Genomic DNA, 14,410 nt, shown 5'->3' with positions numbered 1-14,410 from the left:
GTCTTCAACCGCGCGGTCCCCCCGGCAACGACTGACACCGCTGACGCCGGAACACGCAGCGCCTTGGCCATCATCCGCTCCAGCGCCGCATTGGCCGCCCCATCCTCCGGCACGGCACGAACGCGAGCCTTGAGATGGCTGCGCCCGTCGGCCGCCGTCTCGACACCCTCGATCCGGTCCAGCGCCGCCTTTGGCGTCAGCCGCACGAAAAGGTCGATGCCATCGTCGCGCGGGCGGAACGGCGCGCTCATCGGCGGGACCGGCCTCAGACGACCAGCGACAGGACGGTCGTGAGCAGGAACTGCCGTATGAAGAAGATGATCAACAGCAGGATGATCGGCGAGATGTCGATGCCGCCGAGATCGGGCATGAAACGGCGGATCGGCCGCAGCGCCGGCTCGGTCAGCCGGTAGAGCATGTTGGCGACGGTGCCGACGAACTGGTTGCGCGAGTTGACGACGTTGAAGGCATAAAGCCAGGAAAAGATCGCCGAGGCGATGATGACCCACCAGTAGAGGTCGAGCGCCATGACGATGGTTTGAATGAGGGCGATCATGCCGGTCTCCAAATTGTCGCCGACATGTAGCCATTGCTCGGCGAACCGGCAAGGCCCGCCGGCCTCGACGCCTCGACGTCAGGCGATCCGTTTCGCCTTGACATCAAACCGCCGCGACCGATACAAGCCCATCCGCTGGAACGGGGCTGTAGCTCAGCTGGGAGAGCGCATCGTTCGCAATGATGAGGTCAGGGGTTCGATCCCCCTCAGCTCCACCAGCGGGATTTTGCGAGCCACGGTGCCGGCCTTGCACGCCACCGCAAACCCCCAGAGCCAACCGAACAACCTCTGAATTTTAGATCGGCCCGGAAATCACTTTTGTTTTCCGCCGCATGAGGTTCGGTGCGCCGGCGGCGCCATCTCCCAGCGCTGATTTTCGGTCAAACGCCTCGGCGGCAAGACGTCCTGAATTGTGATCTCGCCGGATCGGATGGCGAAGGCTGCTGCGGCCCTGAAACGTCGAACCGAAACGGTCATGAATTTTCGCTGAATGGAGCCTTCAGCCTCCGTTCCGGGCCAACCTCCTACAAAGGGGCCGTTCAACCCGCGGCCCCCTGCCGCATCGAAGGAGAGGTCCCATGACCCGTACGTCAATCATCGCCACAGCTCTTGCAGTCGTCGGCTTTTCCGCCGTCGCGCCCGCCATGGCCAATGATGTCAACATCGAACAATATGGCTGGCGCAATTCCGCCGGCGGCGCCCAGCACGGCTACCGCAACCGCATACACGTCTACCAGGATGGCCGCTTCAACACCGCCATCGGCCAGCAATATGGTCATCGCAACCGGTCGGTGATCGGGCAGCAGGGCGTCAACAACTACGGCGCGACCTATCAGTACGGCAGCCGGAACGCCGCGGGCATTGCCCAGTTCGGTTCGAATCACACTGCGATCCTGACCCAGGACGGCAACGGCAACATCGCCGCCGGCGTTCAAGTCGGCCACGGGTGCAACGCCGACGTCGGCCAGGGCGGCAGCGGCAATGTCGCCGCCTTCGTCCAGGACTGCCCCTGAACAATATGGACGGCCGGCAACGGTGTTGCCGGCCGTCATCCTGAGATGGCGAGGAGATCATCTATGACCAGACTGGACAACCGAACAGCAGCGGCATCGGCCGCGCTCCTGGCCGTGATCGCCGCCGGCGCGGCCGGTGCGACGGCCGGTAAGGATGGCTCGAATTCCGGGCCGCTGCGATGCGAGATACGAGATACGGTTCAAGGCGACGCAATCCTGCTGGAGCCCCTGGTTTATGCCGACAGGAGCATCAACGGCATCTACACGGTCAGTGTTTCCGGGGGCGGCACGTCCGGCTCCGCCAACATCCGGCAAGGCGGCGCCTTCGAAGCCGGACCGGGCAGTCCCGCATCGCTCGGCCGGATGAGTGTCGGGGCAAATGGCGCTGCCTACGAGGTCAAGCTGAAAGTGACCGCAGGCGGAGCGAGCATCAGCTGCGTCAAGCAGGTGTCCGGCGCGACCTGAGCGCCAGTTCTCTCGACTGATCGAAGGAAGGGCTTCGGGCAACCGGAGCCCTTCCTTCGCCATTTCCGTCAGGCCAGGAACAATTCCTGGAAAGTGAGCAGCGATTCTCCATCCGGAATTGCGTGAAAACAAATACTTGGAGCGTCAGCGATTCTTTCAAAGGCTGAATCGCTCCAGGTCTTGAACGGCTGCTGAACGATCCCTTCCGTCACGGTTCAGCTTGGCTATGCGACTGTTCCTCATCAACGGTCGAACCCGCCAGGAGACGCAACATGAACCGCCAGATCACGAAGCTCGTCCACACCGCTGCGCTCGCCGCGGCCATCGGCCTGCCCCTTGTCGCCGCTCCGGCAAAGGCGGGCGGTTCGATCGGATTTTACTACTCGCCTCGCGCTGCCCGCGACGCGCGGGCGCTGGACCTCGGCCTGCGCGCCTATTCGATCTACAACGGGCTGCGCAGCGGCGCCCATATCAGGCAGCTCGGACGGAACAACCGCGCCGGCATCGGCCAGGACGGTGCCGGCAACCTCGGCATAATTCGACAGGAGGGCAGCGGGCATTCCGCTGCCTTGCGGCAGGACGGCAACGACAATTCCTACGGCATTTTCCAGTTCGGCAGAAACACCGACGCCAACGCCGCGCAGGCCGGCAACGGCCAGAGCGGGGCAGCCGTGCTGTTCGGCTGGTAGGCGAGAAGCCGCGGATTGCGGATGCGTGGACGACTGTCCGGCTATGCATCCGCAACCCGATGATCGGTTACAGCCCGCGAGGCCTGCAAGCGGCCCCTGTAAAACGCAGGGCAGCTTTCGGCCTCAGAGAGCCTCAATTGTCCCAATCATCCCAATTGTCTTCATCCTGCGGCGGATCGTTGGGAATGACCCGGATGACCGGCCGCGGACGCTGATAGCGCCAGTAATACTCGTCCGGCTGCGGCTCATAGGTGCGGTAGATCTGCCGGTAGTGGTGCTTGGGCTTCCAATACATATGCTTCTTGTGCGGCCGCACGCAGTAGCCGTCCTCGGTCAGGTACGCGCATGTCACATGCGCTTCTTGGACCAGACTGTCTCTGTCCGGCGCCGCGATCATTGGCGCCGCCTGCAGCGCGAACGTCGGCGCCAGCATAGCCCCGGCAAGGGCAAGAACAGACAATTTCATCGACCTCTCCATCGTCTCCAGGTTCGGGCCGGAAGAACCCCCTGATTGGGGACGATTTGGGGCGGCCGGTAATCACTTTGATTTTCCGCCGCACATATAAGCGTTAGATCATGTTCGCATGGCGGCGTGCTCAAAGCCTTGCCCTTCAGGCCTGAGGTTTTCCGCGCCATCCCCTCGAAACAGGCGGCGCATGAGACCGCAGGCCATTCTTCGCGGGCTTCCAATGGCCGCCAAAAACCTGGGTGCTCCCGTGCGGCCTCGGCTGACCCCACTCACCTGGAGACCGTCGGTGCCTTGTAACGGCGCTGGCGCGCGTAGGCCACACAGGCGTCCACCGTGCTGACGCAGAGCGCGTCGCGGCTGTTCGGCAGATTGTTGTCGCCGGCATAGGCCACCTCGGCGACGTGGCCGTTGAGCATCCGGATCTGCGTGTTGCAATAGCCGCCGGGAGCGACGTTGACGGACCCTCCAACCGCCGGGATCGCGCCCACGGCCATGGTCGGCATTGCGATGCTGAGATTGCCGCGCTGAACGGTGCGCTGATAGGTCCATATCCGGCCGGAAGCTCCCACATCGGCGGTAGCTGTCGGAAAGCCGGCGCACATGCGAACGTCGGCCTCGCTGAGACCGATCATCTCCTTGCGGGCGGCGGCCGTGGTGGCGTCGACCTTGGCGATGCTCGATGTGTCGTTGGGGATGACGCAGGAAGACTGGATCGAGATGCCTGCCGCAACAAGGGCAAGTTTTCGAATGCGAGAAGATGTCATGCCGTCGGTCGGAATTGCGTGCCGCCCCAGCGCCCTCCTGCCTACCTAGGCAATCTGGCAAGAGCGTCAACCCGAGGAAATCCGCGAATTCCGGTCGAAGGCGAGAGCACCTTTCGCCACGTGCGCTCACACCACCCGGAAATAGCTCGTCATGCCGGTCTTCTGGTGCTCGATGATGTGGCAATGGAGCAGCCAGACGCCGGGGTTGTCGGCGACGAAGCCAAGCTGCACCTTCTCGTCGGGCTGGATGAGATAGGTGTCGGAGACGAGCGGTTGCACTTGTCGGGTCGAGGACGACAGCACCTTGAAACTCATGCCGTGCAGGTGGATCGGATGCGAATGCGGCGTGAGGTTTTCCATGTCGATGATGTAGCTCTTGCCGAACTTCAGCTCGGCCAGCGGCGCGGTCGGATCCGGCGTGTCGCCTGGCCACGGAACCTTGTTGATCGCCCAGAAACTGTAGCCGATCGAGCCGCAGATGCTGTCGGCCGAGACGTTCTCCGCCGTGGCGCTGAGCGCCAGCGGAATGCGCCCGGCGCCGGCGAGGTCCACTTCCGCCACCGGATTGGCCTCCAAAGGGCCGAGATCGCGCAGGTCGCGCTTGAGCGACTTCCCGACCGAACGCAGCGTCGCCAGGATCTTCGGCTTGGTGCCTCTGACGTCCCGCAGGCTGACGATCGCGCCTTCGTCGTCGGGCATGCGGATGGCAAGCTCCAGCCGCTGGCCGGGTCCGAGCTGCAGGGCGTCGGGCGCGAAGCGTAGCGGCACCGGATTGCCGTCAAGCGCGATGACCTCCGCTTCCGCGCCGTCGACACGGAAGGCGTAGATGCGGGTGACGTCGGTGATGGCGGCCCGCAGCCGCACCAGGCCGCCTGCCGGCGCGTCATATTGCGGCTGGTCGAGCCAGTTGGCGGTGCGCACGGTTCCATAGGTCCCGCTTTTCGCCGCATCGCGCGGCCGGAACTGCTCGATGAACTGGCCGTCGTCGCCGAGGCGCCAGTCGCGCAGATTGATCACCACCTCGGAATCGAATTCCGGATCGTTGGGATTTTCCACCACGATCACGCCGGTCAGCCCGTGGCCTGTCTGGGTCAGCGTGTTGCAATGCGGGTGGTACCAGAATGTGCCGGCGTCGGGCGGCGTGAAGGCATAGTCGAAATGATCGCCTTGATAGACATAAGGCTGGATCATGAACGGCACGCCGTCCATCTTGTTCGGAACGCGGATGCCGTGCCAATGGATCGTCGTCGGATCGTCGATGCCGTTGACCAGTCGCGCGGCAAAGGGTTCGCCCTTCCTCATCCTGACGACCGGCGGTGGGCCTGCCTCGCCATAGGTCAGCACGTTCCTGGTCGGACCGGCCTCCATCAGCTTCGCCTCGATGTTTGAAGTCTTCAGGATAACCGGCTTAGGGCTCGCGGCCGCGACGCCGGTCAACCTGCCGATAGTCGAGGCGCCGATGCCGGCGAGGCCGGCCGCGGCGGTGGCTTTGAGAAGATTGCGTCGCGTAAATACCGTCATATGGCTTTCCGAAAGGTAGTATCCCGGGCAGTCCACGATTGTGCTGAACCGCTCAGGCGCCTATCACTATCCATCTTCACAGCCTAGAACTCTTTGTTTTGACGCAATTCCGGACGGAAAACCGTTTCACACTTTTCCTGGAATTGCTCTAGTTCCGCAAACTGAACACGAATGGCGCCGTGCGCGTGACACGCGCGCCGAGCTCCTCCGGCGGCGTGGGCACCGTCGCGCCCTGCAGCGCGCCGAGCGCCGCGCGATCCAGATCCGCATCGCCCGACGAGCGCGCCAGCCGGGCCGAGACCACCCTGCCGGAACTGTCCACCGTGAAGGTGACGTTGGGGCTGCCTTCGGCCTTTCTCGATCGCGCAGCGCTCGGGTAGCGCGTGTGCCGCCTGATCCACGCCGCCAGGCTGGCATTCCACCGCGACGGGCTGGCGCTGGACCGCGGCGCCGCGTCGGAGGATTGCGGCGCGGCGGCCTTCGCTCCTGCGTTGGCGTCGATGCTGGCCGTCGTCACCGCCTTGGGCGGCTCGGCCTTTTCCTTCTTCGGCCGCTGCCTCGGCTTTTCGACCGGCTTCTTTTCCGCTCTCTTCTTCGCCTCGACGGGTTTGTTCGCCTTGACGTCCATCTCGACCGGCTTCGGCTGCGGAAGCGGGATGACCACGTCAGGCGCGATCGCTTCGACAGGGTCGGGAATAACCTCTTCCAAAGGTTGCTGCTCGCTGAGCGCCGCAACAGCCTGCTCCGCTGCTTCGGCCTCTTCCGCCTTGTCAGCGTCGACGGGCTGTTCGGTAGCCGGCTCGGGCGCTTCCGCGACCGGTATCGGATCGGTCGCGGGTTTCACTTCGCTGACCGTCGGAGTCTCCTCCGCCGCATCGGGCGGATCCGGCGTCACCGCGTCCAGCGTCGCCACGTCTTCCGGCACCGCAGGCGCAACCACCAGCGGCGCCATTTCGACCGCCAGCGCCGGTGGCGGGCCGCCGTCCGGCGCCTCGGCAAAGCTCAGATTCTGCACCGCGTAGGCGACCGCGACATGCGCGGCGAGAATGATCGCGGCCGCGCTTGTCCACAGGCCGGCTTCGCGCGCGCGCAAGCGCGGCCGAACGGACAAGGAGACGACCGCTTGCGTCATGGCCCCGGACTTCCGCTTGTCGCCGGCGCGGGGCTTCCGCCTGGAACCGCGCCACCGGCGCCCGATGCCGTCTCGAGGCCGACCAGCGCGACCTTGAGATAGCCGGCGGCGCGCAAATGGTTCATCACCTCCATCAGTTCGCCATAGCCCACCGTCTTGTCGGCGCGCAGGAAGATGCGCGTCTGCTTGTCGCCTTTGCTGCGGCTGTCGAGCACCGCGGCGAAGGCGGAGCGCGGCACGCTGTCATTACCGATCGCCAGCGTCAGGTCGCTTTTCAGCGTCAGGAACAACGGCGTCTCCGGCCGCGGCGCCGGCGTCGCCGTCGAGCCCGGCAGGTCGACATTGACGTCGACGGTCGCCAATGGTGCCGCGACCATGAAGATGATCAGCAGCACGAGGATGACGTCGATGAACGGTGTGACGTTGATCTCGTGGCTTTCCTCGAGATCGTCGCCGGCCGTCTCACGGATCCGCGCCGCCATCGCCGCTCACTCCGCCGCCATCGCGGTTGCCGGCGGCACCGTGCGGAAATCGAGGTCGCGGCTCACCAGCCGATCGACGCCCGCCGAGGCGTCGGCGAGGATCTGTCGGTAGCCGGCTATCGAACGCGCGAAGACGTTGTAGATCACCACCGCCGGGATCGCCGCGACCAGCCCCATGGCGGTGGCGAGCAGCGCCTCGGCGATACCCGGCGCCACCACCGCCAGATTGGTGGTCTGCGCCTGCGAGATGCCGATGAAGGCGTTCATGATGCCCCAGACGGTGCCGAACAGGCCGACGAAGGGCGCCGTCGAGCCGATTGTCGCAAGCAGGCCGGTGCCGCGCGACATGCGCCGCGCCGCGGCAGCCTCGATGCGCGAGAGCCTTGACGCGACGCGCTCCTTCAAACCGTCGCCCGAAGCATGATCCAGCGCGCCGACCGAAAGCGCGCGCTCTTCCTCCGCAGCCCGCACCAGCAGCGCGCCCGGCCCCCCGCTGTGGCCAAGCGCGCGGCCGGCCTGCATCAGCGTCGCCGCATTGCCGATCGCCGTCACCGCGCGGCGGGCCCTGAGCTTGCCGCCTAAGATCTCCAGCGACTTGGCGAGCCAGATCGTCCAGGTGACCAGAGAAGCGAAAGCAAGTCCGACCATGACCGCCTTCACCACGATGTCGGCATTCATGAACATGCCCCAGGGCGACAGATCATGCGGCAGCGTCAGCGGATTTGCGGCCGGCTGCTCACGATCGGCGCCGACGCTCTGGGTCGGTTGGGGGCTCGGCTCCGCCGGCTGGGCTACAGTCGGCGCGGCGCCCGCCGCCGGTGGTTGCGCCGCAGGTGCCTGCGCGGCCGGCACCGGCGCCGACGGCTGTTCTTGCGCCGTGGCCACGCCGGCTGAGAGAATGACCGATGCGGCCAGCGCCGCGAGAAGAAAGGTGTTCCGGGACAAGGCTCGTCCTCGCTTCATCATTGCACGTAACCGATGGGCTGGCCGGTGACGGGGTGCTCGATCACCCCCATCTCGACGCCGAAAATGTCCTTGAGCACCTCGCCCCGCATGATTTCGGCCGGCGTGCCGCGCGTGAGCAGCCGGCCTTGCTTCAGCGCGATCAATTCGTCGCAATAGCGCGCCGCCATGTTGGGATCGTGCAGCACCACAACGACGCAAAGATCGCGCTTGCGGCTCAGGTCCTTGACCAGCGCCAGCACCTCGACCTGATGCGCGATGTCGAGCGCCGAGATCGGCTCGTCGAGCAGCATGACGCCGGCATTCTGCGCCACCAGCATGGCGAGCCAAGCGCGCTGGCGCTCGCCGCCGGAAAGCTCGTCCACCAGGCGGTCGGCGAAAGCGCTCATGTCGGTCAGCGCCAGCGCTTCCTCGACATGGCTTCGGTCCTCCGACCCGAAACGGCCGAGCGCGCCATGCCACGGATAGCGCCCGAGCGCCGCCAGCTCGCGCACGGTGAGGCCGGTCGCCGCTGGCGTCGTCTGCGGCAGATAGGCGAGCGCCCGCGCCAGCTCGCGCGCGCCCCAGCCGGTGAGCGGACGTTCGGCGAAGCGGATATCGCCGGAGCTTGCCGGCTGCTGCCGCGCCAGAAGCTTGACCAGTGTCGACTTGCCCGAACCGTTATGGCCGATCAGCCCGTAGACGCGCGAGCGTTGAAGCTCGAGCGAAACCGGCCCGAGCAGTGTGCGCTCGCCGACGGCAAAGCGCACCGCTTCGACATGAAAGGCAGTCTGGGCACCTGCTTCGGTCAACATCCGTCTCCAAGCGGCCGCTGCCTAGGCTGTCGCCATGCGGCCAACGTTGGCTGACTAGGAAACATGAGTTTACTAGTCAACTCTAAAGGTGATTTTTTTGATCAACAAATTGTTGCGTCGCTTCGACCGGCTGCCTGAGCGCTATGAGGTCTGGACGGCGACGCCACCGCTGCGCCACGATGCAGGCGGCAACCGAGGCAGCAGGCGATGATCAAGGCGACACCTTTCGACTTCCCCTATGACGGCCGGCTGGTGCCGCAGCACACCGCGCTGCTGGTCATCGACCTGCAGGAGGATTTCCTGTCGCCGACAGGTTACTTCGCCAGGAAAGGCTATGATCCGTCGCCGCTGAGGGCCATCCTGCCCGCCGTGAACCGGCTGATTGCCGCCGCCCGCGCAGCGGGCCTGACCATCGTCCACACCAGGCAAGGCTATCGCGCCGACATGGCCGACATGACGCCCTACGAGAAATGGCGCCGCAAGCGGGCTGGCCTCGACGGCACCGACATCCTGCTGCGCTCCAGCCCGGGCTTCCAGATCGTGTCCGACATCGAGGTGGCGCCTGAGGACATCGTCGTCGACAAGACCTGCAACGGCGCCTTCACCTATACCGATCTGGAGCTGGTGCTCAGGGCGCGCAGCATCACCCATCTCCTGTTCGCCGGATGCACGACGGATGTCTGCGTGCACACAACGCTGCGCGAGGCCTGCGACCGCAATTTCCAGTGCCTGACGATCGCGGACGCCTGCGCCAGCGGCGACCTAAAGGCGCACGAAGCCGCGCTGCACATGGTGACGGTCGAGGACGGCGTCTTCGGCGCGCTGGCGGAGTCGGAAGCCGTCATCGCCGCGCTGTCCGGGCTCGTGACCGCGGCGAACTGAGCAGCCGCGGGCCTTCTTCTCACAACGGGGAGCGCACGGCCGGCGGCCGGCGCGCGGCGAAAGCTCCCGGCTGCGGGATCTCCGCTTCGCGTCGCGCCAGCGAATTCGCGATCAGCGTGACCGTCTCGCGCCCGATCCGGGCAATCTCGCTCGGACGGTCGATGCCGCCGATCATGAATTCCTCGATGCCGAGCGCGGCATAGGGCAACAGCGAAAGCGCAAGCCGCGCCGGCGGCCCCGCGACCTCGACTGCCTTGTGGTCGGAGGCGCCGGACCAGCCTTCGGAGCGAATGCGGACGGGAAGCGCGAAATGCAGCTTGCCGGCGCGACCGTGTTCGGCGGCGGCGCCGCGCACGCGCTGCATCAACTGCGCGACCTCGTCCGGCGAGCCGGCGGCCAGCTCGAAGACATCGGCGTGCCGTCCGGCGACCTTCAGCGCCGTGCCGGATTGCCCGCCGAGACGGATGGCGAGGTCCGCGCCATGCGGACCCTTGCGCGGAACGTAGCCGCCTCTGACGCTGTAGAAGGCGCCCTCGTGATCGAAAGGCTTGTCGTTCGACCACAGACGCTTCAAGAGCACCAGATATTCGTCGATGCGCTGCCAGACCACGCTGTGGCCGACCGGCCGCGCCTCGGCGTCGCTGTCCTCCAGCGGCTCGCTCAGCATCCTGAGCGACAGGCGGCCGCCGCTTCTGCGGTCAAGCGTCGCGAGTTGCCTTGCCGCCACCGTCGGCTCGATCACGCCGGCCCAATGCGTCAGCACCACCTCGAGCGATGCCGTGCGGTCGAGCGTCTGGGCAGCGATGTCCATATTGGTGAGCAGGCCGGCCGGATCGTCGACGACCAGCTTGTTGAAACCGGCATCCTCGATCAGCGACAGCTTGGTCGCCGTCTCGGCGAAATCATAGAAGAAGCTGCCATTGGCAGGCTTACCGGGAACATGCGTGAACTCGATCGGCATTGCCATCTCCTCCATCACGTTGGGTTGCCCCGCTTTATGCCCTCGCATTGAAATCCACGCACAGGCGCGCGGCGGCGCTCTGGCGCACGGCCAGTTCTACTCGGCAACTCAACTCAGATTGTTTGACGGAGGGGCCTTGGCCCCTATGCCCGATTATTAGGGGATCAGCCCCAGCACGACCGCGCCGGTGAACACGAACGCAAGCGCGAAGACGAGATAGGCGAAGGTGCCGCCATAGGCGGGCCTCCAGCTCTCACCGGCGGTCAGCTTTTGGCCCTTGCGCTGAGCATTCTGGATGTAGGACATGGTCGAGCCTCCGTCTCGGCCGTTAATCTATTAAATTAGTAGACTTTGTCGATTGCTATTTTTGAGAGATTTTTGGAACAACGTTCTCAAATTCAGGCCGAAGATGGTTTTTCTTACCCATCGAAAAAGGATTATTCGATCGTCGGCGTGTGCCACGCCGGCCTCTGGCTGACCTGGGGTTGGTCGGTCGGAGCCGCCTTCCGAAGCCAAAAAGCCCTTTATTCGACGGAGCTTGGCCATCAGGAATGCCGGGGATAGCATCGGCCCCGACAGACAAAGACCCTAGGGAGAAAAGACATGGGTGGAAGGCTGGCGGGCAAGGTCGCCATCATTTCGGGCGGCGCGACGGGCATGGGCGGAGCGGCATCCGAGCTGTTTGCGGCCGAAGGCGCCAAGGTGGCGATCATCGACCGCAACGGCGAGGCGGCAGGCAAGACCGCCGCGGCGATCAGGGCGCGCGGCCATGTCGCCGAGCATTTCGTGGCCGACGTTTCGGATGAAGCCCAGGTCGAGGCGGCGGCAAGGGCGGCGGCGGAAAAATTCGGGCCGGTCACCGTGCTGTTCAACCACGCCGGCACCATCGTCATCAAACCCTTCCTGGAGACGAGCCTGCAGGAATGGGACTGGCTGCATGCCGTCAACGTGCGCTCGATGTTCCTGATGACGCGCGCGGTGCTGCCCGGCATGATCGCAGCCGGCGGCGGCTCGATCGTCTGCACCTCGTCGATCTCGGCGGTGGCGGCGACGCCGAACGAGGTGCTCTACGACACGACCAAGGGCGCCTGCCATATGTTCGCGCGCGCCATCGCGGTCGAGTTCCGCGACCGCAACATCCGCTGCAACGCCGTCTGCCCCGGCTTCATCCGCACGCCGCACGGGATGCGCGAGGTCGCCGATCTCGGCAAGCTCGGCGTCGACGTTTCCGACGCCGCCATGGCCGCACAGCAGGGCCGCATCGGCGAGCCGGAAGAGGTAGCGAAGGCCGCCCTGTTCCTCGCCAGCGACGAATCGAGCTTCGTCAACGGCGCGCATCTGTTCGTCGACAACGCCTTTACGGCAATCTGAGGCCAGCCTGGCACCCTTCCTCTCCCCCGTCGATCGGGGGAGAGGTGTCGAGCGTAGCTCGACGGAGTGGGGGTCGACCCTTGGCGTGGCGCAGGAAGATTCTTGCGCCTTGGTCTTTTTTTCAATGTTCGGCGGTGACGGTTGCCAGGTGGTTCCCCCACTCCGTCGCTGCTTCGCAGCGCCACCTCTCCCCCCTCCGGAGGGAGAGGAAAGGGCTCTACCGCTCTTCCCTTCTGAACGGCTTCAGCAGCGCCGACGGCGCGACCGCATTGCGCGACATGAAGGCCATCGCGACGATGGTGAAGATGAACGGCAGCATCAGGAACGCTTCGTAGGGGATGTGGCCGAGTCCGCTTGCCTGCATCCTGAGCTGTAGCGCGTCGACGAAGGCAAAGAGCAGCGCCGCTCCCGCCGAGCGCCACGGGTCCCAGCGGCCGAACACGACCAGCGCGATCGCCACCCAGCCGCGGCCCGACACCACGCCGAATGTGAAGGCGTTGAACTGCGCCATGGTGAGGAAGGCGCCGGCCAAACCCATCAGCGCGCCGCCGAGGATGACCGCCTGGAAACGCGTGGCGATCACGCTGACACCGGCTGAATCGGCCGCGCGCGGGTTCTCGCCGACCATGCGCACCGACAGTCCCCATGGCGTGCGGTAGAGCACGAAGGCGGCGAGCGGGACGGCAAGGATCGCGAGATAAACCAGCGTGAACTGGTTGAACACGGGCGGGCCGAGGATCGGAATGTCCGAAAGCCACGGGATCGCCACCGGCTTGAAGCCGTCGATGCTGGGCGGCACCGATTGCTGGCCGAAGATCAGGCGGTAGAGGAAATAGGCAAGGCCGGATGAGAACAGCGTCACGCCGATGCCGCAGACATGCTGGCTCAAGCCCAGCGCCACCGTGAACAGCGCATGCAGCGCGCCCATCAGCGCGCCGACGAGCACGGCCACCAGCACGCCGAGCCACAGGCTACCGCTGAGGCTAGCGGCGGTGAAGCCAGCCATCGCCGACAACAGCATGATGCCTTCGATGCCGAGATTGAGCACGCCGGCGCGCTCGGAAAACATTTCGCCGAGCGTGGCGAAAGCGAGCGGCGTGGCAATGCGGATGATGGCGGCGAGGAAGCCGACCTGAAAAATCTGCTCGAATACCGCGCTCATGCGGATGCTCCCACGCGGCGGATGCGGTAGGCGGTGAAGAGCAGCGCCACCAGCATGGCAAGCAGCGCCGTGCCCTGGATGACGTCGCTGAGGAAAGCCGGCACGCCGGTCGCGCGCGACATCGCCTCGGCGCCGGTCATGACGGCGGCGAGGAAGAGCGCCGCGGGCACCACGCCGAGCGGATTGAGCCTTGCCAGCATGGCGACGACGATGCCGGAATAGCCATAGCCCGGCGAGATGTCGCTCATCACCTGGAAGTGCACGCCCCCGACCTCGCCGACGCCGGCGAGTCCGGCGAGCGCGCCGGAGAGCAGCGCGGTGGAAAGCAGCACGCGCTGCACGCTGATGCCGCCATAGCGTGCCGCTTCCGCATTCTCGCCGGTGACGCGGATGCGGAAGCCGAGCGTGGTGCGCGCGATCAGGAACCAGCAAAGCGGTGCCGCGATCAGCGCCACGATCACGCCGAGATGCAGCCGCGTGCCTTCGATCAGCACCGGGAAATTGGCCGAATCCTCGATCGGCGGCGAGATCGGGTAGCCGCTGAACGTGTCCTTCCACGGCCCCTCGATCAGCGCCATCAGCGCGTAATAAATGACCGAGTTGAGCAGCAGCGAGCTCACCACATCGTCGACCTTGAACTTGACCCGGAGCGCCGCCGGCACCAGCGCGACGATGGCGCCGGCGGCCGCGCCCGCCAGCGCCATCAAAAGCATGGCGAGGTAGCCCGGCATCGGGATCGCGCCGACGGCGCAGCTCGCCACCGCGCCGGCCAGCAACTGGCCCTCGGCGCCGATGTTCCAGAATTTTGCCCGGAAGGCGATTGCCACCGCGAGACCGGTGAAGATCATGGGTGCTGCGCGCACCAGCGTCTCGGTGATGGCATAGCTGTCGCCTAGCGAGGCCGAGAGCATCACGCCATAGGCCTCGGTGACCCCGGCGCCGGCCACAGCGATCAGGCCGCTGCAAAGGATGAGTGTGACGACAATCGCGAGGAACGGCAGCGCGAGATTGAACCAGGCGGGCGTCGACGTGCGGGCTTCGAGACGAAACATCAGGCGTGCCCCTCCGCGCCGTGATAGCTTGCCGGCAAACGCCGCAGGCTGGACGAGTACTTCCGCGAGCGTCGGCGCCGCCCCTCATCCGCCTGCCGGCACCTTCTCCCCGTATAGTGACGGGGAGAAGGGGG

General features: G+C 65.6%; 19 protein-coding genes and 1 tRNA gene. 7 read left to right on the top strand and 13 right to left on the bottom strand.

All coding sequences use genetic code 11. The features are described from left to right. Positions 1-251 (bottom strand): DUF167 family protein (locus EOA38_RS11905; RefSeq protein WP_127299292.1); only part of this gene is annotated, 251 nt, incomplete at its 3' end. Positions 252-265: 14 nt separating this feature from the next. Next, the gene (locus tag EOA38_RS11900; protein ID WP_126091280.1) at positions 266-556 is read right to left on the bottom strand and encodes a YggT family protein; all 291 of its coding nucleotides are present in this window, start codon (positions 554-556) and stop codon (positions 266-268) included. A gap of 142 nt (positions 557-698) precedes the next feature. Here EOA38_RS11900 and EOA38_RS11895 point away from each other — a divergent pair. The 4 genes from EOA38_RS11895 (at position 699) to EOA38_RS11880 (ending at position 2,723) form a co-directional block, all read left to right on the top strand. After that, positions 699-774 (top strand) — tRNA-Ala (locus EOA38_RS11895). Between the two features lie 360 nt (positions 775-1,134). Next, positions 1,135-1,569, top strand: a complete 435-nt coding sequence (locus tag EOA38_RS11890) for a curlin (RefSeq protein ID WP_127299291.1) — start codon at positions 1,135-1,137, stop codon at positions 1,567-1,569. A 63-nt stretch (positions 1,570-1,632) separates the two neighbouring features. Further along, on the top strand, positions 1,633-2,034 hold the full coding sequence (gene csgH, locus EOA38_RS11885) for a curli-like amyloid fiber formation chaperone CsgH (RefSeq protein WP_127299290.1): 402 nt from the start codon (positions 1,633-1,635) through the stop codon (positions 2,032-2,034). 272 nt (positions 2,035-2,306) lie between these two features. Beyond that, positions 2,307-2,723: a curlin gene (locus EOA38_RS11880; RefSeq protein ID WP_127299289.1), complete on the top strand. Its 417-nt coding sequence runs from the start codon at positions 2,307-2,309 to the stop codon at positions 2,721-2,723. A 133-nt stretch (positions 2,724-2,856) separates the two neighbouring features. Here the strand turns inward: EOA38_RS11880 and EOA38_RS11875 are convergent, their stop codons facing one another. From EOA38_RS11875 to EOA38_RS11845, 7 genes are all read right to left on the bottom strand, one after another. Then, the gene (locus EOA38_RS11875) at positions 2,857-3,189 is read right to left on the bottom strand and encodes a hypothetical protein (RefSeq protein WP_127299288.1); all 333 of its coding nucleotides are present in this window, start codon (positions 3,187-3,189) and stop codon (positions 2,857-2,859) included. A 272-nt stretch (positions 3,190-3,461) separates the two neighbouring features. After that, positions 3,462-3,956, bottom strand: coding sequence for a hypothetical protein (locus EOA38_RS11870; RefSeq protein WP_127299287.1), 495 nt, complete (start codon positions 3,954-3,956; stop codon positions 3,462-3,464). A gap of 126 nt (positions 3,957-4,082) precedes the next feature. Next, positions 4,083-5,477: a multicopper oxidase family protein gene (locus EOA38_RS11865; protein WP_127299286.1), complete on the bottom strand. Its 1,395-nt coding sequence runs from the start codon at positions 5,475-5,477 to the stop codon at positions 4,083-4,085. 148 nt (positions 5,478-5,625) lie between these two features. Next, the gene (locus EOA38_RS11860) at positions 5,626-6,609 is read right to left on the bottom strand and encodes an energy transducer TonB (RefSeq protein ID WP_127299285.1); all 984 of its coding nucleotides are present in this window, start codon (positions 6,607-6,609) and stop codon (positions 5,626-5,628) included. Further along, positions 6,606-7,091 carry a TonB system transport protein ExbD gene (exbD, locus tag EOA38_RS11855; RefSeq protein ID WP_127299284.1) on the bottom strand — a complete coding sequence of 162 codons (486 nt, stop codon included), beginning with the start codon at positions 7,089-7,091 and terminating at the stop codon, positions 6,606-6,608. The genes EOA38_RS11860 and exbD overlap by 4 nt, the downstream gene beginning before the upstream one ends. Positions 7,092-7,097: 6 nt before the next feature. Next, positions 7,098-8,036, bottom strand: coding sequence for a tonB-system energizer ExbB (gene exbB, locus EOA38_RS11850; RefSeq protein ID WP_127299283.1), 939 nt, complete (start codon positions 8,034-8,036; stop codon positions 7,098-7,100). A 17-nt stretch (positions 8,037-8,053) separates the two neighbouring features. Continuing rightward, on the bottom strand, positions 8,054-8,848 hold the full coding sequence (locus tag EOA38_RS11845) for an ATP-binding cassette domain-containing protein (protein ID WP_189434617.1): 795 nt from the start codon (positions 8,846-8,848) through the stop codon (positions 8,054-8,056). Between the two features lie 207 nt (positions 8,849-9,055). Here EOA38_RS11845 and EOA38_RS11840 point away from each other — a divergent pair, with 207 nt between their 5' ends. Continuing rightward, on the top strand, positions 9,056-9,730 hold the full coding sequence (locus tag EOA38_RS11840; protein WP_127299281.1) for an isochorismatase family cysteine hydrolase: 675 nt from the start codon (positions 9,056-9,058) through the stop codon (positions 9,728-9,730). A 19-nt stretch (positions 9,731-9,749) separates the two neighbouring features. Here EOA38_RS11840 and EOA38_RS11835 read toward each other — a convergent pair whose 3' ends face one another. Continuing rightward, positions 9,750-10,691 carry an LLM class flavin-dependent oxidoreductase gene (locus EOA38_RS11835; protein WP_127299280.1) on the bottom strand — a complete coding sequence of 314 codons (942 nt, stop codon included), beginning with the start codon at positions 10,689-10,691 and terminating at the stop codon, positions 9,750-9,752. A 156-nt stretch (positions 10,692-10,847) separates the two neighbouring features. Beyond that, positions 10,848-10,997: a hypothetical protein gene (locus tag EOA38_RS11830; protein ID WP_127299279.1), complete on the bottom strand. Its 150-nt coding sequence runs from the start codon at positions 10,995-10,997 to the stop codon at positions 10,848-10,850. A gap of 72 nt (positions 10,998-11,069) precedes the next feature. On the opposite strand from EOA38_RS11830, the gene EOA38_RS11825 reads away from it, so the two are divergent. After that, positions 11,070-11,255, top strand: coding sequence for a hypothetical protein (locus EOA38_RS11825; RefSeq protein ID WP_127299278.1), 186 nt, complete (start codon positions 11,070-11,072; stop codon positions 11,253-11,255). A gap of 39 nt (positions 11,256-11,294) precedes the next feature. Then, a complete protein-coding gene (locus tag EOA38_RS11820) occupies positions 11,295-12,062 on the top strand; it encodes an SDR family oxidoreductase (protein WP_127299277.1) in 768 nt (255 codons plus the stop codon). 217 nt (positions 12,063-12,279) lie between these two features. Here the strand turns inward: EOA38_RS11820 and EOA38_RS11815 are convergent, their stop codons facing one another. Both EOA38_RS11815 and EOA38_RS11810 read right to left on the bottom strand, forming a co-directional pair. Beyond that, entirely contained in the window at positions 12,280-13,224 is a 945-nt protein-coding gene (locus EOA38_RS11815) for an ABC transporter permease (protein WP_127299276.1), read from the bottom strand. Then, positions 13,221-14,276 (bottom strand): ABC transporter permease, encoded by a 1,056-nt coding sequence (locus EOA38_RS11810; RefSeq protein WP_127299275.1) that lies wholly within the window; start codon positions 14,274-14,276, stop codon positions 13,221-13,223. Before EOA38_RS11810 ends, EOA38_RS11815 begins: the two co-directional genes overlap by 4 nt. Positions 14,277-14,410: the final 134 nt, after the last annotated feature.

Origin of the sequence: Mesorhizobium sp. M1E.F.Ca.ET.041.01.1.1 (genome assembly GCF_003997355.1) — a bacterium.
In the GTDB taxonomy this organism is placed as follows: domain Bacteria; phylum Pseudomonadota; class Alphaproteobacteria; order Rhizobiales; family Rhizobiaceae; genus Mesorhizobium.
The sequence above is the reverse complement of the archived record's forward strand: the minus strand, read 5'-3'. Positions and strand labels throughout refer to the sequence as shown.

What these genes read in the sequence shown, in the direction of transcription:
- EOA38_RS11870 (WP_127299287.1), bottom strand. Translation starts at nt 3,956, where the DNA reads ATGACATCTTCTCGCATTCGAAAACTTGCCCTTGTTGCGGCAGGCATC.
- csgH (WP_127299290.1), top strand. Translation starts at nt 1,633, where the DNA reads ATGACCAGACTGGACAACCGAACAGCAGCGGCATCGGCCGCGCTCCTG.
- EOA38_RS11815 (WP_127299276.1), bottom strand. Translation starts at nt 13,224, where the DNA reads ATGAGCGCGGTATTCGAGCAGATTTTTCAGGTCGGCTTCCTCGCCGCC.
- EOA38_RS11845 (WP_189434617.1), bottom strand. Translation starts at nt 8,848, where the DNA reads ATGTTGACCGAAGCAGGTGCCCAGACTGCCTTTCATGTCGAAGCGGTG.
- EOA38_RS11890 (WP_127299291.1), top strand. Translation starts at nt 1,135, where the DNA reads ATGACCCGTACGTCAATCATCGCCACAGCTCTTGCAGTCGTCGGCTTT.
- EOA38_RS11860 (WP_127299285.1), bottom strand. Translation starts at nt 6,609, where the DNA reads ATGACGCAAGCGGTCGTCTCCTTGTCCGTTCGGCCGCGCTTGCGCGCG.
- EOA38_RS11835 (WP_127299280.1), bottom strand. Translation starts at nt 10,691, where the DNA reads ATGCCGATCGAGTTCACGCATGTTCCCGGTAAGCCTGCCAATGGCAGC.
- EOA38_RS11830 (WP_127299279.1), bottom strand. Translation starts at nt 10,997, where the DNA reads ATGTCCTACATCCAGAATGCTCAGCGCAAGGGCCAAAAGCTGACCGCC.
- exbD (WP_127299284.1), bottom strand. Translation starts at nt 7,091, where the DNA reads ATGGCGGCGCGGATCCGTGAGACGGCCGGCGACGATCTCGAGGAAAGC.
- EOA38_RS11810 (WP_127299275.1), bottom strand. Translation starts at nt 14,276, where the DNA reads ATGTTTCGTCTCGAAGCCCGCACGTCGACGCCCGCCTGGTTCAATCTC.
- EOA38_RS11865 (WP_127299286.1), bottom strand. Translation starts at nt 5,477, where the DNA reads ATGACGGTATTTACGCGACGCAATCTTCTCAAAGCCACCGCCGCGGCC.
- EOA38_RS11900 (WP_126091280.1), bottom strand. Translation starts at nt 556, where the DNA reads ATGATCGCCCTCATTCAAACCATCGTCATGGCGCTCGACCTCTACTGG.
- EOA38_RS11880 (WP_127299289.1), top strand. Translation starts at nt 2,307, where the DNA reads ATGAACCGCCAGATCACGAAGCTCGTCCACACCGCTGCGCTCGCCGCG.
- EOA38_RS11820 (WP_127299277.1), top strand. Translation starts at nt 11,295, where the DNA reads ATGGGTGGAAGGCTGGCGGGCAAGGTCGCCATCATTTCGGGCGGCGCG.
- EOA38_RS11875 (WP_127299288.1), bottom strand. Translation starts at nt 3,189, where the DNA reads ATGAAATTGTCTGTTCTTGCCCTTGCCGGGGCTATGCTGGCGCCGACG.
- EOA38_RS11840 (WP_127299281.1), top strand. Translation starts at nt 9,056, where the DNA reads ATGATCAAGGCGACACCTTTCGACTTCCCCTATGACGGCCGGCTGGTG.